Consider the following 20,419-nt stretch of genomic DNA (forward strand, 5'->3'; position numbering starts at 1 on the left):
AAACTTGGAGTGACTAAGATCACAAGCTCCCGTTCGATAACTTAACTTCGATTGATGTGATTTTTATTTGACCTAATTAGAGTCATTGTCAAATCTGAGTTTCAGATCACGAAAATATTTTCCGGGTATCATCTTTTGCATTAAATACAGTGCAAACAGAAACAAAGTCACATTATCGAACCACCACACTTTGTGAGAAAAGTCACAAATAAAGGGCGTAGAGACTCAAAAACATGCAGGAGTGCAAGGTTTCTGCGGAGGATCATAGTCGCTGTCGTTTTGCTTCACGTAATATGAGTAAAGACTTAAGTAATTAGGCTAGTGTCATTGGACTGCACTCACTACGTGCTTGATAGATTCCAGACCATAGCCACGGAATAGGTGTAAAACTTCGACATGTGGATCCCTTCGAAACTGACTCGTCCCGGCCGCTTACACAATGCAATTCTGCGTCCTAGGGTTCTCGATCTGCTTCAGAATGCAGATTGCTATAAACTCGTACTGTTCCGCTCTCCAGCTGGATACGGCAAGACCACCATGGCTGCCCAGTGGTTGGTAGATAAGCCCAACGTAGGTTGGTATAGCATCGATGACAGTGACAACGATGCCTTCCGTTTTATCAACTACCTACTTCAATCACTCAATAAGGCGACGCAAAACGCCTGCCCTAATGCGCAAAAGCTAGCAGAGAAAAGACAGTTTTCATCGCTACACTCTCTACTAAGTGAAGTGTTCGCCGAGATGTCTGAGTTCCATCAGGAATGTTTCCTTGTATTGGATGACTATCACCTGGTTAACAATGACGACATCCACGAAGCCATGCGCTTTTTCCTTAAGCACATGCCCGACAACCTAACGCTTGTTGTGACCAGCCGCGGCACACCGCCATTGGGTACAGCAAACCTTCGCGTTCGTGACTTAATGATCGAATTAGGTAATGACTCTTTGGCATTCGATACCGAAGAGACCACACGCTTCTTTAATCAACGCGTTGCCGATGGCATTGATGACACAACCGCCAATAGTATTTGTAGTTATGTAGAAGGCTGGCCTTCTGCACTGCAACTTATCGCCCTTCAAGCACAACACCAAAAACGCACACTGGCGCAGTCTGCTGAGTCATTCTCTCACTTCAACCATGCTCATTTGTGGGACTACCTGGTTGAAGAAGTCTTCGACTTGCTAGACAAAGAAACCCGTCAGTTCTTGATGCAATGCTCTGTACTTGATCACTTTAATGATGAACTGGTGTGCGCGCTTACTCAGCGTGAAGACGCACTCGGTATGATCGAGTCTCTCAACCGATTTGGCCTGTTCATCTATCCTCTTGAGGGAGAGAAGAACTGGTATCGCTTCCATAATCTGTTTGGTGAATTCCTTGCCCATGAGCGTCAAGCTCGCATTCCACAACAAGAAGCTGAACTGCACCGCAGTGCGGCAAAAGCGTGGATCAAACAGAAGACACCGCATCAAGCACTGCGTCATGCACAGCGCGCCGATGATCCTGATTTGATTGTTCAGATCCTCAGCGAGCACGGTTGGCAGATGTTCAACCAAGGTGAATTGTCCTCACTAGAAATGGCAATCAAGCAGCTCACGGCCGATCAGCTCTACAGCGAACCAAAACTGTCGATGCTACGCGCATGGTTGGCACAAAGTCAGCACCGTTATGATCAAGTGGGTACCTTGTTAGAAGAGGCAGAAACTCAGTATCAGGCACGAAACATCGAGCTAGATACTCAGCAGCAAGGCCAATACAACGCCCTACGCGCACAGGTGGCCATTAATAGCAACGAACCAGAAAAAGCACTCGAACTCGCAGAGCTTTCTCTAAGCCAACTTAATACCACGGTTTACCGCAGCCGCATTGTGGCAACCTCGGTTGTTGGCGAAGTGAATCACGTAATGGGTAACCTAAGCCGTGCGCTACCAATGATGCAGCAAACTGAGAAACTGGCTCGCCAGTATCAGGTTTACCATCAGGCACTGTGGGCGATTCTTCAGCAGAGTGAAATTTTGATAGCTCAAGGCTACGTTCAAGCTGCATTTGAATTGCAAGACAGCGCCTTCAAATTGATCGAAGAGCATCAACTTCAATACGTTCCACTACATGAATTCTTGCTACGCGTACGCGCTCAGATCTTCTGGTGTTGGAACCGTTTAGATGAAGCGGAAGAGTGTTGCTACAAAGGCTTAGATATCCTTGGTCACCACTCTCCGAGCAAACACCTTCATAGCTATTCAATGTTGGCTCGTATTTCACTAAGCCGTGGTGAGATCGACAAAGCATCGAAGTTTATTGACCAGATCCAACACTTATTGCGCCAATCAACCTACCACGTTGACTGGACGGCGAATGCTTCATTATCTCTGATCTTGTTTTGGCAAGTTAAAGGCGATAAAGATGCTATCCGTGACTGGTTAAGCGTTGCGGTAAGACCTGAATCTGCCAGCAACCACTTCTGTCAGCTTCAGTGGCGTAACATCGTCCGTGCCCACATCATCCTTGAGCAATATGAAGAAGCAGAAGAGGCGTTAGCGTTTTTGAAGAGCGAAGCTCAGCGTTCACACTTGGTCACTGACACCAACCGTAACTTGATTGTTGAGGCGGTGCTGCGTACACAAATCAATGATGAAGACAGCGCACGTGTATTGCTTGAAGAAGCCCTTCACATGACCAACCAAACAGGCATGGTCGGAAACTTCTTGGTTGATGGTGGCACTATCGGACATATCCTAGATAAGTTGAGCAACAAACCTGGCTTGGGTGATTTAGAACGTCACAGAGCACAACAAATCATGAAGGATATCTCGACCACGCAACGCAGCCGCTCCGTTCACTTTGATGAAGACTTTGTTGAAAACTTGGTTAACCACCCGAACATTCCTGAGCTTGTGCGCACCAGCCCACTCACTCAACGTGAATGGCAGGTACTGGGCTTGATCTATTCTGGGTTCAGTAACGAACAAATCGCTCAAGAGCTGGATGTGGCAGGGACAACGATCAAGACTCACATTCGAAATCTTTATCAGAAGCTCAACATCGCTAACCGTAAAGAAGCGATAAGTACAGCAGAGAATTTGTTGCAGTTGATGGGTTACTAAACGGATTTGAAATTCGAGAAAAAAATAAGCTAGTCACCGATGGTGGCTGGCTCTTTTTCGCTTGAAGAATGGAGTAAAACCTATAAAGAACTAGAGATAACCAAACGACAGGCAAAAAAATAGCCAACCGCAATAATCGCGATTGGCTCTATATATTTGTGAACAAATCATAGGTTCACTAACAACGTCAGTTGGCTAGGTGACCCTCGGCTTAAGAAGGGTCACTTAATACTATGCAGTTAGCGTGCCAACTTTAATTAGGCATTTTATAAGCCCTGCATCGCATAAAAACGGCTAATTTCACATGAGAATTGCAAAGTGCATTTGCATAATGCAATCAAGATGCAATATTGATAAGAGACCAGTTTCATCCCTAACATTAATGATAAATTACTAAGTGATTGTATTTTAAATGTTAGGCTGATATTCACATCAACGAATTGCCTTACAATTAAGAGAGTAAGAAAAGTACCTTCTCAGTAGCATATTCATACTTTTTTGACAGCAAAGTTTGTATACTGCACGAAATTACCCTCAACTCTATGAAGCAATGAACTACTTAAGTACTTTTTTCAAAGGCATGGCCATGGGCGCAGCTGACGTTGTCCCAGGCGTTTCAGGCGGCACCATCGCATTCATCACAGGTATCTACGATACGCTATTAGAAAGCATTCGTAGAATTAACCCTAGCGTACTTGGTTTATGGAAACGCGAAGGCTTCAAAGCTGCGTTTAACCACATTAACGGCTTTTTCTTAATCTCCTTGTTCGCAGGCGTGTTCACTAGCATTGCGACATTCGCAAAACTGATATCTTGGTTATTGGTCACTCACCCAGTACCTCTATGGTCGTTCTTCTTTGGCCTGATTTTGGTGTCGGTGTTCCATATTCTTAAACAAGTAGAAAAGCGCGATATCATTCGATTCGTGTTTTTACTGCTTGGTGTTGCCTTCGCTTATAGCATTACAGTGCTTAAACCACTGCAAATGGAGCCAACTAGCATCAACATCCTAATTGCAGGTGCGATCGCGATCTGTGCGATGATCTTACCTGGCATATCAGGCAGCTTCATTTTGCTGTTAATTGGTATGTACGGCCCCGTACTTGGCGCCGTGAAGGAATTCCAAATTGACGTGCTTGCCCTATTCCTTGCGGGCTGTGTGATCGGTCTGCTGACTTTCTCACATGTACTATCTTGGCTATTACGTTCATTCCGCGACTTCACGCTTGTGTTCTTAACCGGTTTGATGATTGGTACGCTGCCTAAGATCTGGCCTTGGAAAGAGACCATCAGCTGGCGCATCAACTCTAAAGGTGAGCAAGTGCCTCTCATCCAAGAGAACTTGTCGCCGTTTAACTTCGAAGCCGTCACCTCTCAGCCTTCTCAACTGACTTTGGCTGTGGTCATGATGTTGGTTGCCATCGCATTAGTTCTTGGCTTAGAAAAGTTCGCTGAGCGCAATGCTGACTAACCTCTAACAATCGAGCGGCATTTCGCATGTAAGGTGCTTTCCTTAAACAGCGACGTGTCAGTAAATTGAATCAAAGCGAAGCTACTGGCTTCGCTTTTTTATATCTACCATACGCACAAAATTGCTTTTTGATACAAGCACGTATTGAGTGGTGTGATACCATCGCCGTTCTTATAAAATCAAATGAGAACACGACATGCACCCAGCATTAAAGGTTGCTGCGCTCGGTATTGCGCTGGTCGCTGGCTTTTATGGACCACAGGCAGTCGAGCAATTTAAATCCGTAGTAGAGAGCCGCTCTCCTGACGTCAACTTAGATGACTACTGCATGCTTTCAACAACATCGTGTGAGCAAGACAGTGTTGCTATGACCCTTGAGCATGAAACGGCTCAACCTCTAGTCCCAACAAAAATCAAAGTGGTGTGGGAAGGCGCGGCCTCTGAAACCTTGATGCTATCGCTGACCGGTTTAGAGATGGAAATGGGCTCGGCACGTTTCCAATTAAAAAATACTGGTAACAACATCTATGAAGGTGATGTCATTTTACCCGTGTGTACCATGGATCACATGACTTGGCTTGGTGAGCTCACCGATGGTGTTGAAACCGTAAAACCTGCAATAAGGATGACAAGATGAGTAAGAATTGGTCGCTAGCGCTGGTTGTAGCGTTTGTACTTGGCTTTGGAGTTAAAAGCTATCTCGATGATCAAACAGAGGCTCAAGAGCAACACGTTGAAAAACAGCAATTCTCCGAAACAACGCTTTTTGGAAAAGACAACCAACCAATAAAACTCTTTGACGAAACCGATGACAGAATTCGTATCGTTTATTTTGGCTTCACGCGCTGTCCTGACGTTTGCCCAACGTCACTAGCGATGCTAGCGGGAGCTCTCAATCAAATCTCTGATGAATCGAAAGCCAAGATTCGCCCTATGTTTGTTTCTCTTGATCCAGAGCGCGATGCCGCGGAAGCGTCATACGAATACGCGCAGTACTTCAACCCAATGATTGAAGGGATGAGTGGCCCATTGGATGTCACCACGAATCTAGCACATAAATACGGTGTTATTTTCAGAAAGACACAGCTTGAAGGTTCCGAGCTGGAATACACACTCGATCACAGCTCATATTTCTACTTTTTAAAGCCCAACGGTACCTTGATTACGAAAGTACCGCACACGTTGACGCCAGCGCCAATTGTTGAAGCGATCAACACATTAACGCGCTAGTGTGCTAAATCACTCGAGAAACAACGTGTACAAAAATAAAGAACTCAACCAATAGAGTTCGAAACGTAAAGTCAGGTCTCAGACCAACACATAAAACAATAAGGACAACAACATGAAGTTAAAAGCACTTGCTCTAGCAGGCTTATTGCTCACTCCTCTTGCTCAGGCAAAAAGCGACATCATGGTTCATGACGCGTACGCTCGTGCGACACCGCCAACAGCAGTGAACAGCGCAGTATTTACGACCCTAATGAACCATAGTGACAAAGATCGCGCTATCGTTTCAGCGACAACACCAGCTGCAGGTAAAGTAGAGCTTCATGATGTTATCGTTGAAGGTGATGTGATGAAAATGCGTCAGGTTCAACAGATCACAATCCCGGCAAATGGTGAAGCCGTACTTAAGCCTGGCAGCCTGCACATTATGTTATTCGACCTTAAAAATGGTCTAAAAGAAGGTGAGCAGATCGAAATGACACTGACTTTCGCGAATGGCGAAACACAAACTTTCGAAGCACCTATTAAGAAAGTGATGAGTGGCATGAAAAAGATGAATCACGATCACCACTAATTGTAGAAACTGATGCTCATGAGGCTTATTAAGAGTCGCAGCACATATCGGTAAAAATTAGACAAAACAAGCCACGATGACTTCTAGCTATCGTGGCTTTTTGTTAAACTGCGCTCGCTTTCTGTGCAAAGCGTGACCAAATTAATAACCAAGGAGAAGAGAAGATGATTGTAATGAAAACACTAAAACTGGCCGTAAAAGTAACGCGTTAATTTTGTTTGGTTAAACCAACTTTAATCTCGAACTACCAACATTAAGCCACCAGCTGGCTACCGCACACTTTTACCCGGTTTACACTTGATCGCACATGATCAAAGCATGCTCACTACGCATGAATCAATCCGGGGTCCTATCTATTTGAATTCGACCCAAACTCTAACGCATTTTTGACGTCACGACGCTTTTTGAGCTTGTAATGCTTCTGGTCTCACCAACGATAAGAGATCTCACAAGAAGTAAATGCTCTCATAAGAAAGCTCGCACGTCTGGGTAAATAGACATGAATTCACAAACTGCATTTTCTCATCCAATGTCACTTCAACAACTTGGATGGCAACCGGTATTTCAACAACAACTGACACTTGAAGATTACGACCATTCAGTGATCGCCCGTATCACCGCACACCATCGTAGTGGCTACACATTGGCGTCTGAACAGGGCGAAATCACTCTATCCATTCATCACAACCAACCGGCAATGACCGTTGGCGACTGGGTAATATTGAACTCTGAACTGCAATTCGATCGCTTACTAGAACGCCAATCGCTCTTTAGCCGAAAAGCTGCGGGCAGTCGTGTTGCTGAACAATATATTTCAGCCAATATCGACACAGTGTTTATCGTGGTTTCATTGAACAACGACTTTAATCTGAGTCGCATTGAACGCTATCTAGCACTTGCCAATGAAGCCCAAGTTGAAGCGGTTATCGTCCTAACTAAGAAAGACTTGTGTGACGACTGGGAAGACAAAGTACGACAGGTACAAAGCTTAGACCCGATGCTCATGATCGAAGCGGTCAGCAGCCTAGATCAAGACTCAACCCAAGTACTTTCACCTTGGTGTAAAACCGGCAAGACCGTCGCGCTAATGGGCTCTTCTGGTGTGGGTAAGTCAACTTTGGTTAACTCATTGCTAGGTGAAGCATCGCAGGCAACTGGTGGTATTCGTGAAGACGACAGTAAAGGACGTCATACAACGACATCACGATCGCTCCACTTGCTCGAGTCAGGTGGCTTGCTACTCGACACTCCTGGAATGCGAGAGCTACAACTTGCAGACTGCGCTGAAGGCGTGAGTGAAATTTTTTCAGACGTAGAAGAGTTAGCAATGCACTGCCGCTTCTCTGATTGTCGTCATGAATCAGAGCCGGGATGCAAGATAAGGGCTGCTATTGAGAGTGGTGAACTGTCTGAAAGACGATTTACTAACTATCAAAAGCTACTGAGAGAACAAGCAAGAAACGGCGCTTCTCTTGCAGAGCAACGCGCTAACAATAAGCAGCTGTCCAAAATGTACCGAAACGTACAGTCAGAAAGCCGCAACATTAAGAAAGGCTCTGCTTAAACAGTTGACATATGGCCGCGAGCTAAGTTCATAGCTCATCGTTTAACTGAAAACTTCAAGCCCCATGATGTTTATCGCAAGGGGCTTTTTTTCAACGTGTGGGGAAGCGACTATTTACGCACACAATGTTCTCACCAATCGCCATTTACACCCTCTAATTTACAGTATATTAGCTCCATCAAATATGAATTTGCAGATTTATAGCTCAATCAAAATACATTTATTTAACATTTAGCTCTAAAAACACCACGTAGTGCAAACAATCACACTAAAAGTAAACTATTCCTAGACACCCGCTACGATCCAGCTAATATGACCGCCCATTCCACTAGTGTATAGTTGGATTCGGTACAACTTTATAAAAGATACATCACTATAATAAATTAACAATTGCAGGTATTTTATGCAAAATCACAACATGCTCGCCCGCATCGCTCGTGGGAATCTTGTCCTACAGATCCTTGCTGGTATTGTTTTCGGTGTCGTTCTCGCCATGGTTTCTCCTTCAGCAGCTCAAGACGCAGGCCTATTAGGTAGTCTGTTTGTTGGCGCTCTGAAAGCTGTTGCCCCAATTTTAGTATTCATTCTTGTTGCAGCTTCTATCGCAAACCAAAAGAAAGGTCAGCATACTCATATGCGTCCAATCATCGTGCTATACTTGATTGGTACCTTCTCTGCAGCACTGACAGCAGTAGTACTGAGCTTCATGTTCCCAACCACCTTGACACTGGTTGCTGGCGCAGAAGGTGCTACTCCTCCTCAAGGTATCGGTGAAGTACTTCACACGCTTCTATTTAAACTTGTAGACAACCCAGTAAGCGCGCTAATGAACGCAAACTACATCGGTATTCTTGCTTGGGCTATCGGTCTTGGTCTTGCTCTGCACCACGCATCTGCAACAACAAAAGCGGTTTTCGAAGATCTAAGCCACAGTGTTTCACACATTGTTCGCTTCATCATTCGCCTAGCGCCATTTGGTATCTTCGGTCTAGTTTCAGCGACTTTCGCAACCACTGGTTTTGAGGCGCTAGCAAGCTACGGTCAACTTCTAGCGGTACTACTAGGTTCAATGCTAATCATTGCTCTAGTGGTTAACCCACTGCTTGTTTTCGTTAAAACAAAGCAGAACCCATACCCTCTAGTATTCCAATGTATTCGTGAATCAGGTGTAACTGCATTCTTCACTCGTTCAAGTGCTGCGAACATCCCAGTAAACATGAACCTTTGTAAGAAATTAAACTTAGACGAAGACACTTACTCTGTATCTATCCCACTAGGTGCAACCATCAACATGGCTGGTGCTGCAATCACTATCACTGTGTTAACGCTGGCTGCTGTACACACCATGGGTATTGAGATTGATATCTTCACTGCAATCCTACTAAGCCTTGTTGCTGCGGTATCTGCATGTGGCGCATCTGGTGTTGCGGGTGGCTCACTGCTGCTTATCCCTCTTGCATGTGGTCTATTCGGTATCTCAAACGATATTGCGATGCAGGTAGTAGCGGTAGGTTTCATCATCGGTGTGATTCAAGACTCTGCTGAAACTGCGCTTAACAGCTCGACAGACGTAGTGTTCACAGCTGCAGTATGTAAAGCTGAGCAGAACAAAGCTTAATTAGCCTTTATTCGCTCGTAAGCCAAAGCTATATAAAGAAAAAGGGAAGCATCGGCTTCCCTTTTTTGTTGTCTGAATTTCATTATATCCACTCAAGCTGTATTAACTTATCACGATGGATAACATGGTCCCATGGATAATCCAGTGAACACCACTAACTAGCTTCTGCTCCAATTAGACTGACTAAAGTCTAGAGGGTCACTAGTCTGATTGGCTTGCTTCTCTATTGGTGCTTGCTCTGTATTCGATTGCGGGCTGTAATCGATGTTCGCTTCTTGTGTATTCGATAGCGACGTTTCTAGATGGCTAGCCTCTACATTTGATGACTCACCCTCTTCATCAGACGCTTCTTTCACTTTCTTTGGAATCGGTACATTGCGTTTGTAAAGCTTATTGAGCGCTTTGATTATTGAATGCTTGGTGATCGCTTGTTGGGTAAGCTTCGTCATGATCGGTTTAGTCAGCGCTTGTAAGCCCACAACCGCATCGACACCCAGCTCACCACCTACTTTATCTCGCTGCTGCTTAGCTTCTGAATAGCCAAAGTGAGCAGATAGGAATAGCCAGATATAAGCAATCGCATTACCGTTGTCACCATGGTCTATCCATGCCTCACCGGCTCTAAACATCGCCTCTGCACTGTTCTTTTCTGCTGCAGTTTCAAACCAGTACACAGCCTCACCATGATTTGGTTCTACGCCGACGCCATTTAAGTAACTCATACCGAGTTTGATTTTGCCGTCTAGATTGTTTTTCTCTGCCGCTTTGCGATACCAATCAACAGAGCTTTCTGCAGAGCAGTCTGGGTTTTCTTTATCTAAGCACCAATCACCCATGAACAGCATCGCTTCGGTATTACCACCAGCGGCAGATTCCTCAATATAGGTGTAACCCTTGGGAATGTTCTTTACGGTCCCGCGCCCATGAACCAGCGCTTTGCCCATCTCAAACTTCGCCGACATGTCGTTGTCTAAGGCTGCGATCGCAAGCTGCCAAAAGTTAGCTTGTTCTCTTAAGATCAGGTCTTCTTTGCGCTTCATACTTATGCGAACAATACCGTACATACCGTTGACGTTATCCAAATGTGCTGCTTTATCGTACCAATATAACGCTTCCTTAATATTGTTACGCTCCGCCTCTTTCGCCAAAAATAGAATCGACGGGACATGCCCGGTTTCTGCTTTAAAGTGGCGCTCTTTTTGCTCTTGGATACGTGCTTTTTCAATCGCCTTTCGGTAAGCAACAGCACGCGCTTTACGCTCTTGTTCCAAGCGCTGTTTTCTCAGTGATAAAGAAATCAGCCACACGACAATAAGTATTAACGAAAGAGCAGTCGCACCAATTGCGATTCCCATTGTACTCATAGAATGTTTAACCTAATTCGGTTTCGTTCTACCCTATATCGACCACAAGCAGACTATATTGAGTAGTTAATTTCTGAGGCTATTAGCCCTGATGGTGACAAGAGACGCAGTCTCTACACGCTCCGCCTTAAACTCGGTTCAGTATCTCAGGAATACATAACGATAAGAAGTCTGCAAAGACTAATCCGTACGCACTCCATAAATCGTGTGATCTTGCTTCAATAAAGATTGTTATCTCTAGCTTGCCTTTCATCAAATAAGGCTCAACCGCTCACCAGAAACCCATGGTTAAAGACCTGTACCTGAATGCAGCGGTGATGCATCCCCCACCAAGAGTGACAACGTCACTCGAACATAAAATATTAAGATCTATGAAACGGGCACTGATCGTCGATCAAGAAGTAGAAATTGATGACCACTTGGGTACAAAAGCTTACCCAAGTGGTAATGAGGTGATTCACGAGCACTAACTGCGATTGAAGACGTACTCTTTGTGGAATAATAGCAGCTCACGCTAGCTATAGCTGAACTTTACATTGTAAATTAGTGAGCGCTAGAAAAGTAAAAAGAAGCCAGTTCGTGTGACGTTCTGGCTTCTTTTTTGATTTGATATGGCAGAGAAACCGCTAACCTTGCTGCATCTTCTCCCAAATCGTTGGTGACCCAATATAATCTTGCACTGAGGTGATGAACTCTTTTACTAGCTTGGTCTGCTTACGGTGTGGGTAGACAGCGTAAATGGCGGTATCCACTGTTGAGATGGCGTAATCAGGAAGCAGTGTCACCAAGCCTAACTCTTTCATCGATGCGTACAGGTTTGATTGATCAAGGAAGCCATAACCTAAGCCATCTTTCACACAAGACACCATAGTACGAACATCACTCACCTTGTAGTTACCACGAATCGTCAGGCTCTGGAAAGTGTTGCCATGCGGCTCTTCACTGATACGCAGATGATCCACCGTCATATCACCGTTGGTATAAATCACCGCAGGCAGAGACAACAGATCTTGTGGCGTTTTCGGCTTACCATGCCGCTTCACAAAGTCTTTCGAGGCGACCAGCATGAAGTTACTGTCGGCTATCTTCTTCGCAATTAGATTTGATTCCACCAACTTACTGAAACGAAACGCGATATCAAACTGCCCAGCAATGATATTAGCGATCTTGTCGTCTAGTGAAAGTACGATCTGTACATCTGGGTACTTTCTCATGAACTGCGTGATGATAGGTTGCAGGTATTGCTGACCAAAATAGATGGGCGACGTAATTCGCAGCACACCTTTAGGCTCAGACTGATACGAATCAGCAATGCCTTGAATCTGATTAATGGTGTCTTTCAACACATAGGTTTGCGCAAGAATATCTTCCCCAGCTGACGTCAAAGAAAACGAACGAGTAGAACGGTTGAGTAACTGAACACCTAAGTCTTGCTCAAGCTTTTTGATCTGTTTAGAGAGTGAGGAATTGTCCATATCGTGCAAGGTTGCCGCTTTAGTAAACGACCCTTGTTGAACCACATCTAAGAACAATAACAACTGATTGGTATTGGGCACTGTGCCGCTCCTGATATTTAAGCTCGATTAACGTTCATCTTTAGGAGTGTCCATCACTACCATGGTTGTGATGGATTGAACCTGAGCACACTCCCCTAGCACATCGGCATGAAACTTCTTATAGCTCTGCAAGTCTTTAGTCTCGACTCGCAACAAGTACTCATTGGCACCGGTGATGTTGTGACACTCGACCACCTCTTTCTCCATAGCGACGTGCTCTTCAAACTCCAATTGAGCAGATTTTTTGTGGCTTGATAAACCAATTGAAACATAGGCGATAAAACCCACGCCCATTAAGCCGTTATCTAGAACCGCACGATAACCTTGAATGATACCTTTGCGCTCAAGATCTTGTACACGCCTTAACGTCGCTGAAGCCGATAAACCAATTCGCTCTGAGAGCTCAATGTTGGAGATTCTGCCGTCCAACTTAAGCTCTTGCAATATCCTTTCGTCAAATCTATCCATAAGTACTTATTATTGTGCATTTAGTGATAATAGAGGAAATAAAAGCACATAATTGCCTCACTTTCCACCTACTATGTTTCTCAACACGTGAAAGTCATGACCGGTCAGTCACTTCGTTCATTTTATTGCTGGAGAACCATTATGCCTTTAGAACAACTTAGCGCACTTGCCTTGTTTGCGTTTGTCTCGACCTTCACGCCGGGTCCAAATAACATCATGCTCATGACTTCTGGTGCCAATGTTGGCTTTGCCCGCACCATTCCACACATGTTTGGCATTGCTCTAGGTTTTGCTGCTATGTTGCTATTGGTTGGCTTTGGTTTAATGGGGGTTTTCAACGCCTATCCGGTGACTCACCAAGTATTGAAATACCTGAGCCTTGCTTACTTGGTGTACCTCGCAATTAAAATAGCCAAGAGTGGAAAAGCGAAAAGCACTGAAGCTTATAAACCGATGACCTTCATCGGCGCGGCAAGTTTTCAATGGGTTAACCCGAAAGGTTGGTCAATGGCACTGACAGCCATTTCTGTTTATAGCAGTGGCAGTTCATGGTGGGAACTTGCAATCATCGCAGCCGTTTTTACGCTAGCTAACCTGCCATCGGTGACCTTCTGGACAGCAGCAGGCAAGCAGCTACAACACTGGCTAACAACGCCAGTCCGCATCAAAAGCTTCAACTATGGTATGGCGGGCTTGCTGTTAGCATCGACCATTCCGATGCTCTAATCGAATAACTTCTATATTTTAACGGTTAGTACTCCGCTGCTAACCGTTATTCTCGTTATAAATACCCCACAAGTTCACCAAGCCAACGACCAAACATCGCCTGCCCGTTAGGCGTTAACGTCCAGGCAAACGCCGCTACATTGATGACCACTGTCGACCAATAAATCGCTCTGAACGGCTGTTTTTGTGTTTTATGACGCAGCTTATCTTGTGCGATCAAAGCCCCTAACCAACCACCAGCTACCGAAAAGATGTGCAGGGTTTTCTCTGGCACACGCCAATTACCATGAATCGCGGCTCGCTTGTCTTTTGCGTACACAAAAAACGTCACGACACCGATAACTAAATACCACGCCAGCATTACTTTAGAACTTTCCGCAAACAACGCAGACACCGCCACCAGAACCAAATAGGTGATAGCGATCTGAACAGATGAAGACAACATCAACTCCTTTTGGGTAACAGCTCACATACTGTGGCAATTACGACCTGTAGATTTTGATAAGGATGAGTAAGGCGTATTGTAATTCGATTAGCCTGCAAAAAATAAACAAGCCCTTTCATCCCTACATAACATGATGGAAGTTAAAGGAATTATAAATATGTACAACCAAAAGTACGCCATCTACCAAGTTTTTACGCGTTTATTTGGCAATAAAGACACCCAACATGTCCCGTGGGGCACCATTGAACAAAATGGCGTTGGTAAATTCAGTGATTTTACAGACAAAGCGCTGTCTGAAATTCGCAAGCTTGGAATGACTCACATTTGGTATACCGAAGTTCCTCACCACGCGTTAATCAATGACTACAAATACATTGGTATTTCAGACGATCACCCGAGCGTGGTAAAAGGCCGTGCGGGCTCTCCTTATGCCGTAAAAGATTACTACTCTGTTAACCCTGATCTCGCTGATAATCCCGAGCAGCGACTAGAGGAGTTTGAGGCGCTAATTAAAAGAAGCCACGACCACGGCTTAAAGGTGATCATCGATATCGTCCCTAATCATGTTGCACGTCACTACAAAGGGTTAAACAATCCACAAGGCGTAAGTGACTTTGGTGCTCACGATGACACTACACTCGAATACCACAGAAACAATAACTTCTACTACATCCCCAACACCCCCTTTGAGCTTCCGAATATCGAGCCTGACTTTACTCCACTTGGTGGTGAACAACATCTAGCCCTAAACTCTCCATTTGTCGAAATGCCCGCTAAATGGACTGGTAATGGCTCACGCCTAGCTAAACCCAACTTCGACGATTGGTATGAAACTGTGAAGATCAATTACGGTGTGCGCCCTGACGGTTCAAAGGACTTCCCTGAATTACCGAGTAACTATGCTCAACGTGATTGCCGAGAACACTTCGATTTCTGGAAATTCATCGATGTGCCTAACTCTTGGGTTAAGTTCAGAGACATCGCCTTGTTCTGGTTAGATAAAGGCGTCGATGGGTTTCGTTACGATATGGCTGAAATGGTACCAGTCGAGTTCTGGAGCTATCTCAACTCATCAATAAAAATGCAAAACCCCGATGCCTTTCTTATGGCAGAGGTATATCAGCCAGACTTATACCGCGACTACATTCACTTAGGAAAAATGGACTATCTATACGACAAAGTAGACCTATACGATGGACTTAAATCTGTTATGCAGGGTAAAGCTTCAACAGCCATCATTCCCGAGATTCAGAATCAAATGATGGACATCGAACACCACATGCTGCACTTCTTAGATAACCATGATGAACAGCGTATCGCGTCTCCTGAATTTGTAGGTGACCCAAATATTGCCAAACCTGCAATGCTCGTCAGCACCTTATTGAGCAGTTCACCAACGATGATTTACTTCGGACAAGAAGTCGGCGAACCGGGCGCGGAGCACGCAGGTTTTGGGCAACCCTCTCGTACATCCATCTTCGATTACGTCGGTGTCCCACAGCATCAAAAATGGATGAACCACGACGCATTCGATGGCGGGCTATTAAACGATAACGAAAAGCAACTACGTCACTTTTATCAGAAGGTGATGAACTTTTCGCTCGAGCACTCTTCAATGACAGGACATTACCGAGACTTACACCAAAGCAATAATTTGAGTGATTCGGTTTACGCATTTCTACGCTATGACGACCAAGAGCTGACAATAGTTGCTGCGAATTTCAGCCAGCACACTACAGAGTGTGTTTGCTTGGTTATTCCACGTGATGTAATCCAAGTAATCAAAGTTGCGGATGGTGGTTACTTGCTTAATGAACATATCGAATCTATCCAGCCACAAGAATTACGTGTGGAGGAAGGAGTTGGCTGCTTCAATATTGAATTAAAACCGCTGGCATCCTTGGTTTGGGTATTACCATTAAATAATTAAAACCCTTGTCGATATTATATAGAAAAAAATTAGGATAATTGATAATTAACTTAATTCCCAAGTTAAATTAACACCCAAACATTTCGATATCTTCCTCACATTTATAAGGATGAGCTCTCATCCTTATTCTCTACGCCCGGCCGCTTCGCCCTATCCTATTGATATTAAATATATGAGTTCTTGATCCAAGTAAATCTACATAAACCAAGTACAAATCGTGATATCGACACTAGGTTTTTTATTTTTACTTATTAAAAACAACTTTACATATAGACATCACAAATAGTTGACCACCGTTAAGACTAGGATATTCATCTTCATAAAAAGTGAAATATGGATATCGAAACGTGAACAATATAAATATTAATCAATGTTTAACTCTACGAAATACCTTTAACAATACAAAGAAAAGAAGCTTCAAGAAGTCGACCTTAACCAAAGCGATTTTACCTCTTTTCACCGCTACTTTAATCGCAGGTTGTGGCAGTGATAATAACAGCGACAACGGTACTGACACTGGCAGCAGTGGTCTATATCCTGCAGCAGAAAACGAAGTGGTTATCTACTACAAACGTGATGTTGCCGCAGCGAGCACTTCTGGGTCGACTTATGACGGCTGGGGACTGCACCTGTGGAATGGTGAAGGCTGTACCAGTACCGATTTAGTCGGAATGGGGTTGAGTGAGACTGGAACCGATTGGAACAGTCCTTACGAATACGACGGCATTAGCGATACTTACGGCGCCTACTATGTATTGAAAGTCGATCCCGATGCCGCTGACCCACATAAGTGTATGAACTTCATCTTACACAATGGTGATGAAAAAGCCTTTGGTAGCGCGAACTCAAAAGTTGAGCTAGATAAACTCGGTGAATCTCAAGGTGTGTTTGGTTTCCATGGCAGCAGCGAGTTGTACTACGAGCCTATCTCAGAACGACCAGTGAATATTGATGGTCAAAAAGCACATTGGCTTGATGCAACGACCATAGGTTGGGAAGCGGCCAGCAATGCAGATTCTTTAAAACTCTTCTATGCATTGGATAACAGCATCTCAATGAATGATGACAAAGAGATCATTGGTGGTACTGCGATTGAGCTAGTAAAAGATGGCGAACTATCCTCAGAACTCAAAGCACGTTTCCGTCACTTAGCCAGCTTACCTGCGGTCGCGATTGACGTGGATAACAGCACGCTACGCACCATTTTAAAATCTCAGATCGTTGTCGTAGCTTACAATGCCGATGGCGATGTTATCTCTTCAACCGAGGTTCAAAAGCCTGGTGTGCTTGATGCGGTGTTTGCTAGCGAAGATGCAGGTAATGCCATCAGTGAACCATTGGGGGCGATAGTAGATGGTGACTCTACAACCTTTAAACTTTGGGCTCCTACTGCGCAAGATGTTGAACTCGTTCTATACAGCGAATACCTACAAAGCTCACAAGTCATACCTATGACAGAGCATACTGAAACGGGGATTTGGGCGACAGAAGCAGTGTCAAACGCAGTGAACCAATACTACCGCTACCAAGTGAAGGTTTACCACCCAACCACTGGCAAAATAGAAAATCGCCTTGTGACAGACCCTTACTCTCTCAGCTTGTCGAAGAACTCGGCATACTCTCAAGTCATTGACCTTGATGATGCATCCTTGATGCCTGATGGCTGGACCGGCTACGTTCGTCCTACCGTCGAGAAAGACGAAGACCACGTTCTCTACGAATCACATCTACGTGATTTTAGTTTCAGCGACAAGTTAGGCACCACAAGCCTGAACGGAAAATACCTTGCGCTTACGGAAGCGGATCGTGAGTCCGTCAAACACCTGCAAGCTCTGAAAGATGCCGGTTTGACAACTCTGCATATCTTGCCAGCTTTCGATATCGCTACCGTGGATGAAGATGAAGCAAGCCGTGTCGATATTACCGATACCGTTGGTAAGCTGTGTGATGTAAAACCTGCCGCTACCTTATGTGGTAATGAAGATGAAAACCGAACGATTGAGGATGTACTCGACGGCTATGACCCTTCCACAGGCGACGCACAAGCGTTAATGAACGACTTACGAATGCTCGACAGCTTCAACTGGGGTTACGACCCATTCCATTACACCGTGCCTGAGGGAAGCTACGCGACGGATCCAAACGGATCTAAGCGTATTCTAGAGTTCCGTCAAATGGTTAAGGCCACGCACGACATGGATCTTAAGTTGATCATGGACGTGGTATACAACCACACCAATGCATCTGGCGTGAATGATAAATCCGTACTGGATAAGATCGTCCCTGGGTATTACCACCGACTTAATGTAAATACTGGCGGCGTGGAAAACTCAACCTGTTGTGACAACACTGCGACAGAAAACCTAATGATGGGTAAGTTAATGGTCGACTCGCTCAAGGTGTGGGCTGATGATTACAAGATCGACGGTTTCCGTTTTGACTTAATGGGCCACCAGCCAAAAGACGTGATGGTCGAAGCACTGGAAGAAGTGCGTAAAATTGACCCGAATACCCTGTTCTACGGGGAAGGTTGGGATTTTGGTGAAGTCGCCAACAACGCTCGCTTCGACCAAGCAAACCAAATCAACATGGCAGGCACAGAAATCGGCACATTCTCAGACCGTTTGCGTGATGCTGTTCGTGGTGGTAGCCCGTTCGATGGCGGTGTTGACTCAGAAGGGAATCACCCGCTTCGCTTTAATCAAGGCTTCGGTAACGCAGCTATCACCAATGAAGAAACCAAGACAGATCAAGACTCCATCAACGGTCGTTTGCACAACCAAGACCTTGTTCGCTTAGGGATGGCAGGTAACCTCGCTGAATACGTGCTAATTGATTACAAAGGTGATACCAAACTGGGTAAAAACGTCGACTACAATGGCGCACCTGCGGGTTACACTAAGATGCCTTCAGAGAACATCTCTTACGTATCAAAACACGACAACCAAACACTTTGGGACAACAACGCATACAAAATCGCAACTGGCACTAGTTCTGCAGAACGTGCTCGCATGCAGTCGGTATCGCTTTCTACCGTGATGTTGGGCCAAGGCATACCATTCATCCATATGGGTTCGGAACTGCTTCGCTCGAAGTCTATGCAGCGTGACTCTTACGATTCTGGAGACTGGTACAACCGTGTTTTCTTCGATGGGTCTGACAGCAACTGGAATGTCGGCTTGCCTCGTGAAGACAAAGATGGAGCAAACTGGGATCTGATCAAAACCATCATTGCTGACCCAACGACAAAACCAGACGTAGACGACATCGAGTTAACTAAGCAGCAATTCCTAGAACTATTAAAGATCCGCAGCTCAAGTGAGCTTTTCCGCTTAGATACAGCTGACGAAGTCATGAAGCGAGTCGATTTCCGTAACGTTGGCGAAGACCAAGTCGAAGGCCTAATCGTGATGTCTATCGATGATGGTGTATCCACAGGCGAAGACCTTGATCCCGCTAATGACGCCATTGTCGCAGTTGTAAACTCAACCAATGAGTCTCAAACGTTCAAGATCGCCGGAACAACAGACTTTGCGCTTCACGATGTTCAACAAAACTCAGCGGATGACATAGTGAAAGGCGCAAGCTTTGCTAATGAATCATTCACAGTTCCAGCACTAACAACAGCTGTGTTTGTACAAGCACAAAACGGTGCGCAAGGCGCTGGTTTGCCAGTTGATAACTCAGACAAGGATGTATCTAGCATTCCTCCATACGGTCAAACAACCGTTTATGTGCGTGGCTCTATGAATGGTTGGACGCCTGTTGACGATTGGGCGATGAGCTTTATCAGCAACGGCGTTTACTCTATAACCAAGACTTTGGAACAAGATGAGTATGGGTTCAAGTTTAGCGGGCCTACTTGGGATCAACTAGACCTTGGTTGTAATTCAGTTGAGCTTGCTGATGGATCAATCGACCTAGGAACTGGTGGTAATTGCCAACTAAACGTAACTGAAGCTGGAACCGACACATTCACCTTGAATGCGATTCACGAGCTGGATGACGACGTAGATGGTCCAGTTGTTTCGGTCACGAAGCAGTAAGTCTGAAAGGATCAAAGCTAAGTAACAGATAATAAAACCAGCGAAAGCTAGCCTTTGGGAGACGTCAGTCTCCCTTTTTTGTGCCCCCAACAAACACCAACCTAAAAATGCCTTCTCTACTATCCGTGAGCCACATTCAACTTCAATGATGAACTAACCTCTTGCGTTCTAGATAGAACATCTCTTCTTCACCTGTACTGCAAATTTCAGCCCAAATAACCTTAAGTCACTGTATTTGAATTAAGTATATGCAATAGAGAAGAGTGAGAGCTTATAGAGAGCAAAGCCATTTAATCATGGTGATAGGGCTACAGAGTATAGCGTC

General features: G+C 44.9%; 14 protein-coding genes. 10 read left to right on the plus strand and 4 right to left on the minus strand.

Features of this window, described 5'->3' with window-relative positions; translation table 11 throughout:
- The first annotated feature begins 396 nt into the window (after nt 1–396).
- From malT to sstT, 7 genes are all read left to right on the plus strand, one after another.
- A complete protein-coding gene (malT, locus tag BTO10_RS05575) occupies nt 397–3,105 on the plus strand; it encodes an HTH-type transcriptional regulator MalT (protein ID WP_105023861.1) in 2,709 nt (902 codons plus the stop codon).
- 550 nt (nt 3,106–3,655) lie between these two features.
- On the plus strand, nt 3,656–4,576 hold the full coding sequence (locus BTO10_RS05580) for a DUF368 domain-containing protein (protein ID WP_004740444.1): 921 nt from the start codon (nt 3,656–3,658) through the stop codon (nt 4,574–4,576).
- Nucleotides 4,577–4,772: 196 nt separating this feature from the next.
- Nucleotides 4,773–5,213, plus strand: a complete 441-nt coding sequence (locus tag BTO10_RS05585) for a hypothetical protein (RefSeq protein WP_004740443.1) — start codon at nt 4,773–4,775, stop codon at nt 5,211–5,213.
- Entirely contained in the window at nt 5,210–5,806 is a 597-nt protein-coding gene (locus tag BTO10_RS05590; protein WP_004740441.1) for an SCO family protein, read from the plus strand. The genes BTO10_RS05585 and BTO10_RS05590 overlap by 4 nt, the downstream gene beginning before the upstream one ends.
- 112 nt (nt 5,807–5,918) lie before the next feature.
- Nucleotides 5,919–6,377 carry a copper chaperone PCu(A)C gene (locus BTO10_RS05595; protein WP_105023862.1) on the plus strand — a complete coding sequence of 153 codons (459 nt, stop codon included), beginning with the start codon at nt 5,919–5,921 and terminating at the stop codon, nt 6,375–6,377.
- A 499-nt stretch (nt 6,378–6,876) separates the two neighbouring features.
- On the plus strand, nt 6,877–7,941 hold the full coding sequence (gene rsgA, locus BTO10_RS05600) for a ribosome small subunit-dependent GTPase A (RefSeq protein ID WP_105023863.1): 1,065 nt from the start codon (nt 6,877–6,879) through the stop codon (nt 7,939–7,941).
- Nucleotides 7,942–8,344: 403 nt separating this feature from the next.
- Nucleotides 8,345–9,559, plus strand: a complete 1,215-nt coding sequence (gene sstT / locus BTO10_RS05605; protein ID WP_105023864.1) for a serine/threonine transporter SstT — start codon at nt 8,345–8,347, stop codon at nt 9,557–9,559.
- 158 nt (nt 9,560–9,717) lie between these two features.
- Here sstT and BTO10_RS05610 read toward each other — a convergent pair whose 3' ends face one another.
- The 3 genes from BTO10_RS05610 to BTO10_RS05620 form a co-directional block, all read right to left on the minus strand.
- Complete coding sequence (locus tag BTO10_RS05610) at nt 9,718–10,923, minus strand: tetratricopeptide repeat protein (protein ID WP_105023865.1); 1,206 nt, start codon at nt 10,921–10,923, stop codon at nt 9,718–9,720.
- 626 nt (nt 10,924–11,549) lie between these two features.
- Complete coding sequence (locus BTO10_RS05615) at nt 11,550–12,479, minus strand: LysR family transcriptional regulator (RefSeq protein WP_105023866.1); 930 nt, start codon at nt 12,477–12,479, stop codon at nt 11,550–11,552.
- Between the two features lie 27 nt (nt 12,480–12,506).
- Nucleotides 12,507–12,947 carry an Lrp/AsnC family transcriptional regulator gene (locus tag BTO10_RS05620; protein ID WP_004740425.1) on the minus strand — a complete coding sequence of 147 codons (441 nt, stop codon included), beginning with the start codon at nt 12,945–12,947 and terminating at the stop codon, nt 12,507–12,509.
- 141 nt (nt 12,948–13,088) lie between these two features.
- Between BTO10_RS05620 and BTO10_RS05625 the strand changes: the two genes are divergently transcribed.
- Nucleotides 13,089–13,673 carry a LysE family translocator gene (locus tag BTO10_RS05625; RefSeq protein ID WP_105023867.1) on the plus strand — a complete coding sequence of 195 codons (585 nt, stop codon included), beginning with the start codon at nt 13,089–13,091 and terminating at the stop codon, nt 13,671–13,673.
- Between the two features lie 55 nt (nt 13,674–13,728).
- Here the strand turns inward: BTO10_RS05625 and BTO10_RS05630 are convergent, their stop codons facing one another.
- Nucleotides 13,729–14,118, minus strand: a complete 390-nt coding sequence (locus BTO10_RS05630; RefSeq protein ID WP_105023868.1) for a DUF1294 domain-containing protein — start codon at nt 14,116–14,118, stop codon at nt 13,729–13,731.
- A 157-nt stretch (nt 14,119–14,275) separates the two neighbouring features.
- Between BTO10_RS05630 and BTO10_RS05635 the strand changes: the two genes are divergently transcribed.
- Nucleotides 14,276–16,048, plus strand: coding sequence for an alpha-amylase family protein (locus tag BTO10_RS05635; protein WP_105023869.1), 1,773 nt, complete (start codon nt 14,276–14,278; stop codon nt 16,046–16,048).
- Nucleotides 16,049–16,395: 347 nt separating this feature from the next.
- The gene (pulA, locus tag BTO10_RS05640) at nt 16,396–20,094 is read left to right on the plus strand and encodes a pullulanase-type alpha-1,6-glucosidase (protein ID WP_105023870.1); all 3,699 of its coding nucleotides are present in this window, start codon (nt 16,396–16,398) and stop codon (nt 20,092–20,094) included.
- Nucleotides 20,095–20,419: the final 325 nt, after the last annotated feature.

Source organism: Vibrio chagasii (assembly GCF_002954585.1).
In the GTDB taxonomy this organism is placed as follows: domain Bacteria; phylum Pseudomonadota; class Gammaproteobacteria; order Enterobacterales; family Vibrionaceae; genus Vibrio; species Vibrio chagasii_A.

Bases quoted from the DNA above. Each gene is read 5' to 3' on its own strand.
- rsgA (WP_105023863.1), top strand. From the start codon at position 6,877: ATGAATTCACAAACTGCATTTTCTCATCCAATGTCACTTCAACAACTT.
- BTO10_RS05585 (WP_004740443.1), top strand. From the start codon at position 4,773: ATGCACCCAGCATTAAAGGTTGCTGCGCTCGGTATTGCGCTGGTCGCT.
- BTO10_RS05635 (WP_105023869.1), top strand. From the start codon at position 14,276: ATGTACAACCAAAAGTACGCCATCTACCAAGTTTTTACGCGTTTATTT.
- BTO10_RS05625 (WP_105023867.1), top strand. From the start codon at position 13,089: ATGCCTTTAGAACAACTTAGCGCACTTGCCTTGTTTGCGTTTGTCTCG.
- malT (WP_105023861.1), top strand. From the start codon at position 397: ATGTGGATCCCTTCGAAACTGACTCGTCCCGGCCGCTTACACAATGCA.
- BTO10_RS05595 (WP_105023862.1), top strand. From the start codon at position 5,919: ATGAAGTTAAAAGCACTTGCTCTAGCAGGCTTATTGCTCACTCCTCTT.
- BTO10_RS05630 (WP_105023868.1), bottom strand. From the start codon at position 14,118: ATGTTGTCTTCATCTGTTCAGATCGCTATCACCTATTTGGTTCTGGTG.
- sstT (WP_105023864.1), top strand. From the start codon at position 8,345: ATGCAAAATCACAACATGCTCGCCCGCATCGCTCGTGGGAATCTTGTC.
- BTO10_RS05620 (WP_004740425.1), bottom strand. From the start codon at position 12,947: ATGGATAGATTTGACGAAAGGATATTGCAAGAGCTTAAGTTGGACGGC.
- BTO10_RS05590 (WP_004740441.1), top strand. From the start codon at position 5,210: ATGAGTAAGAATTGGTCGCTAGCGCTGGTTGTAGCGTTTGTACTTGGC.
- BTO10_RS05610 (WP_105023865.1), bottom strand. From the start codon at position 10,923: ATGAGTACAATGGGAATCGCAATTGGTGCGACTGCTCTTTCGTTAATA.
- BTO10_RS05580 (WP_004740444.1), top strand. From the start codon at position 3,656: ATGAACTACTTAAGTACTTTTTTCAAAGGCATGGCCATGGGCGCAGCT.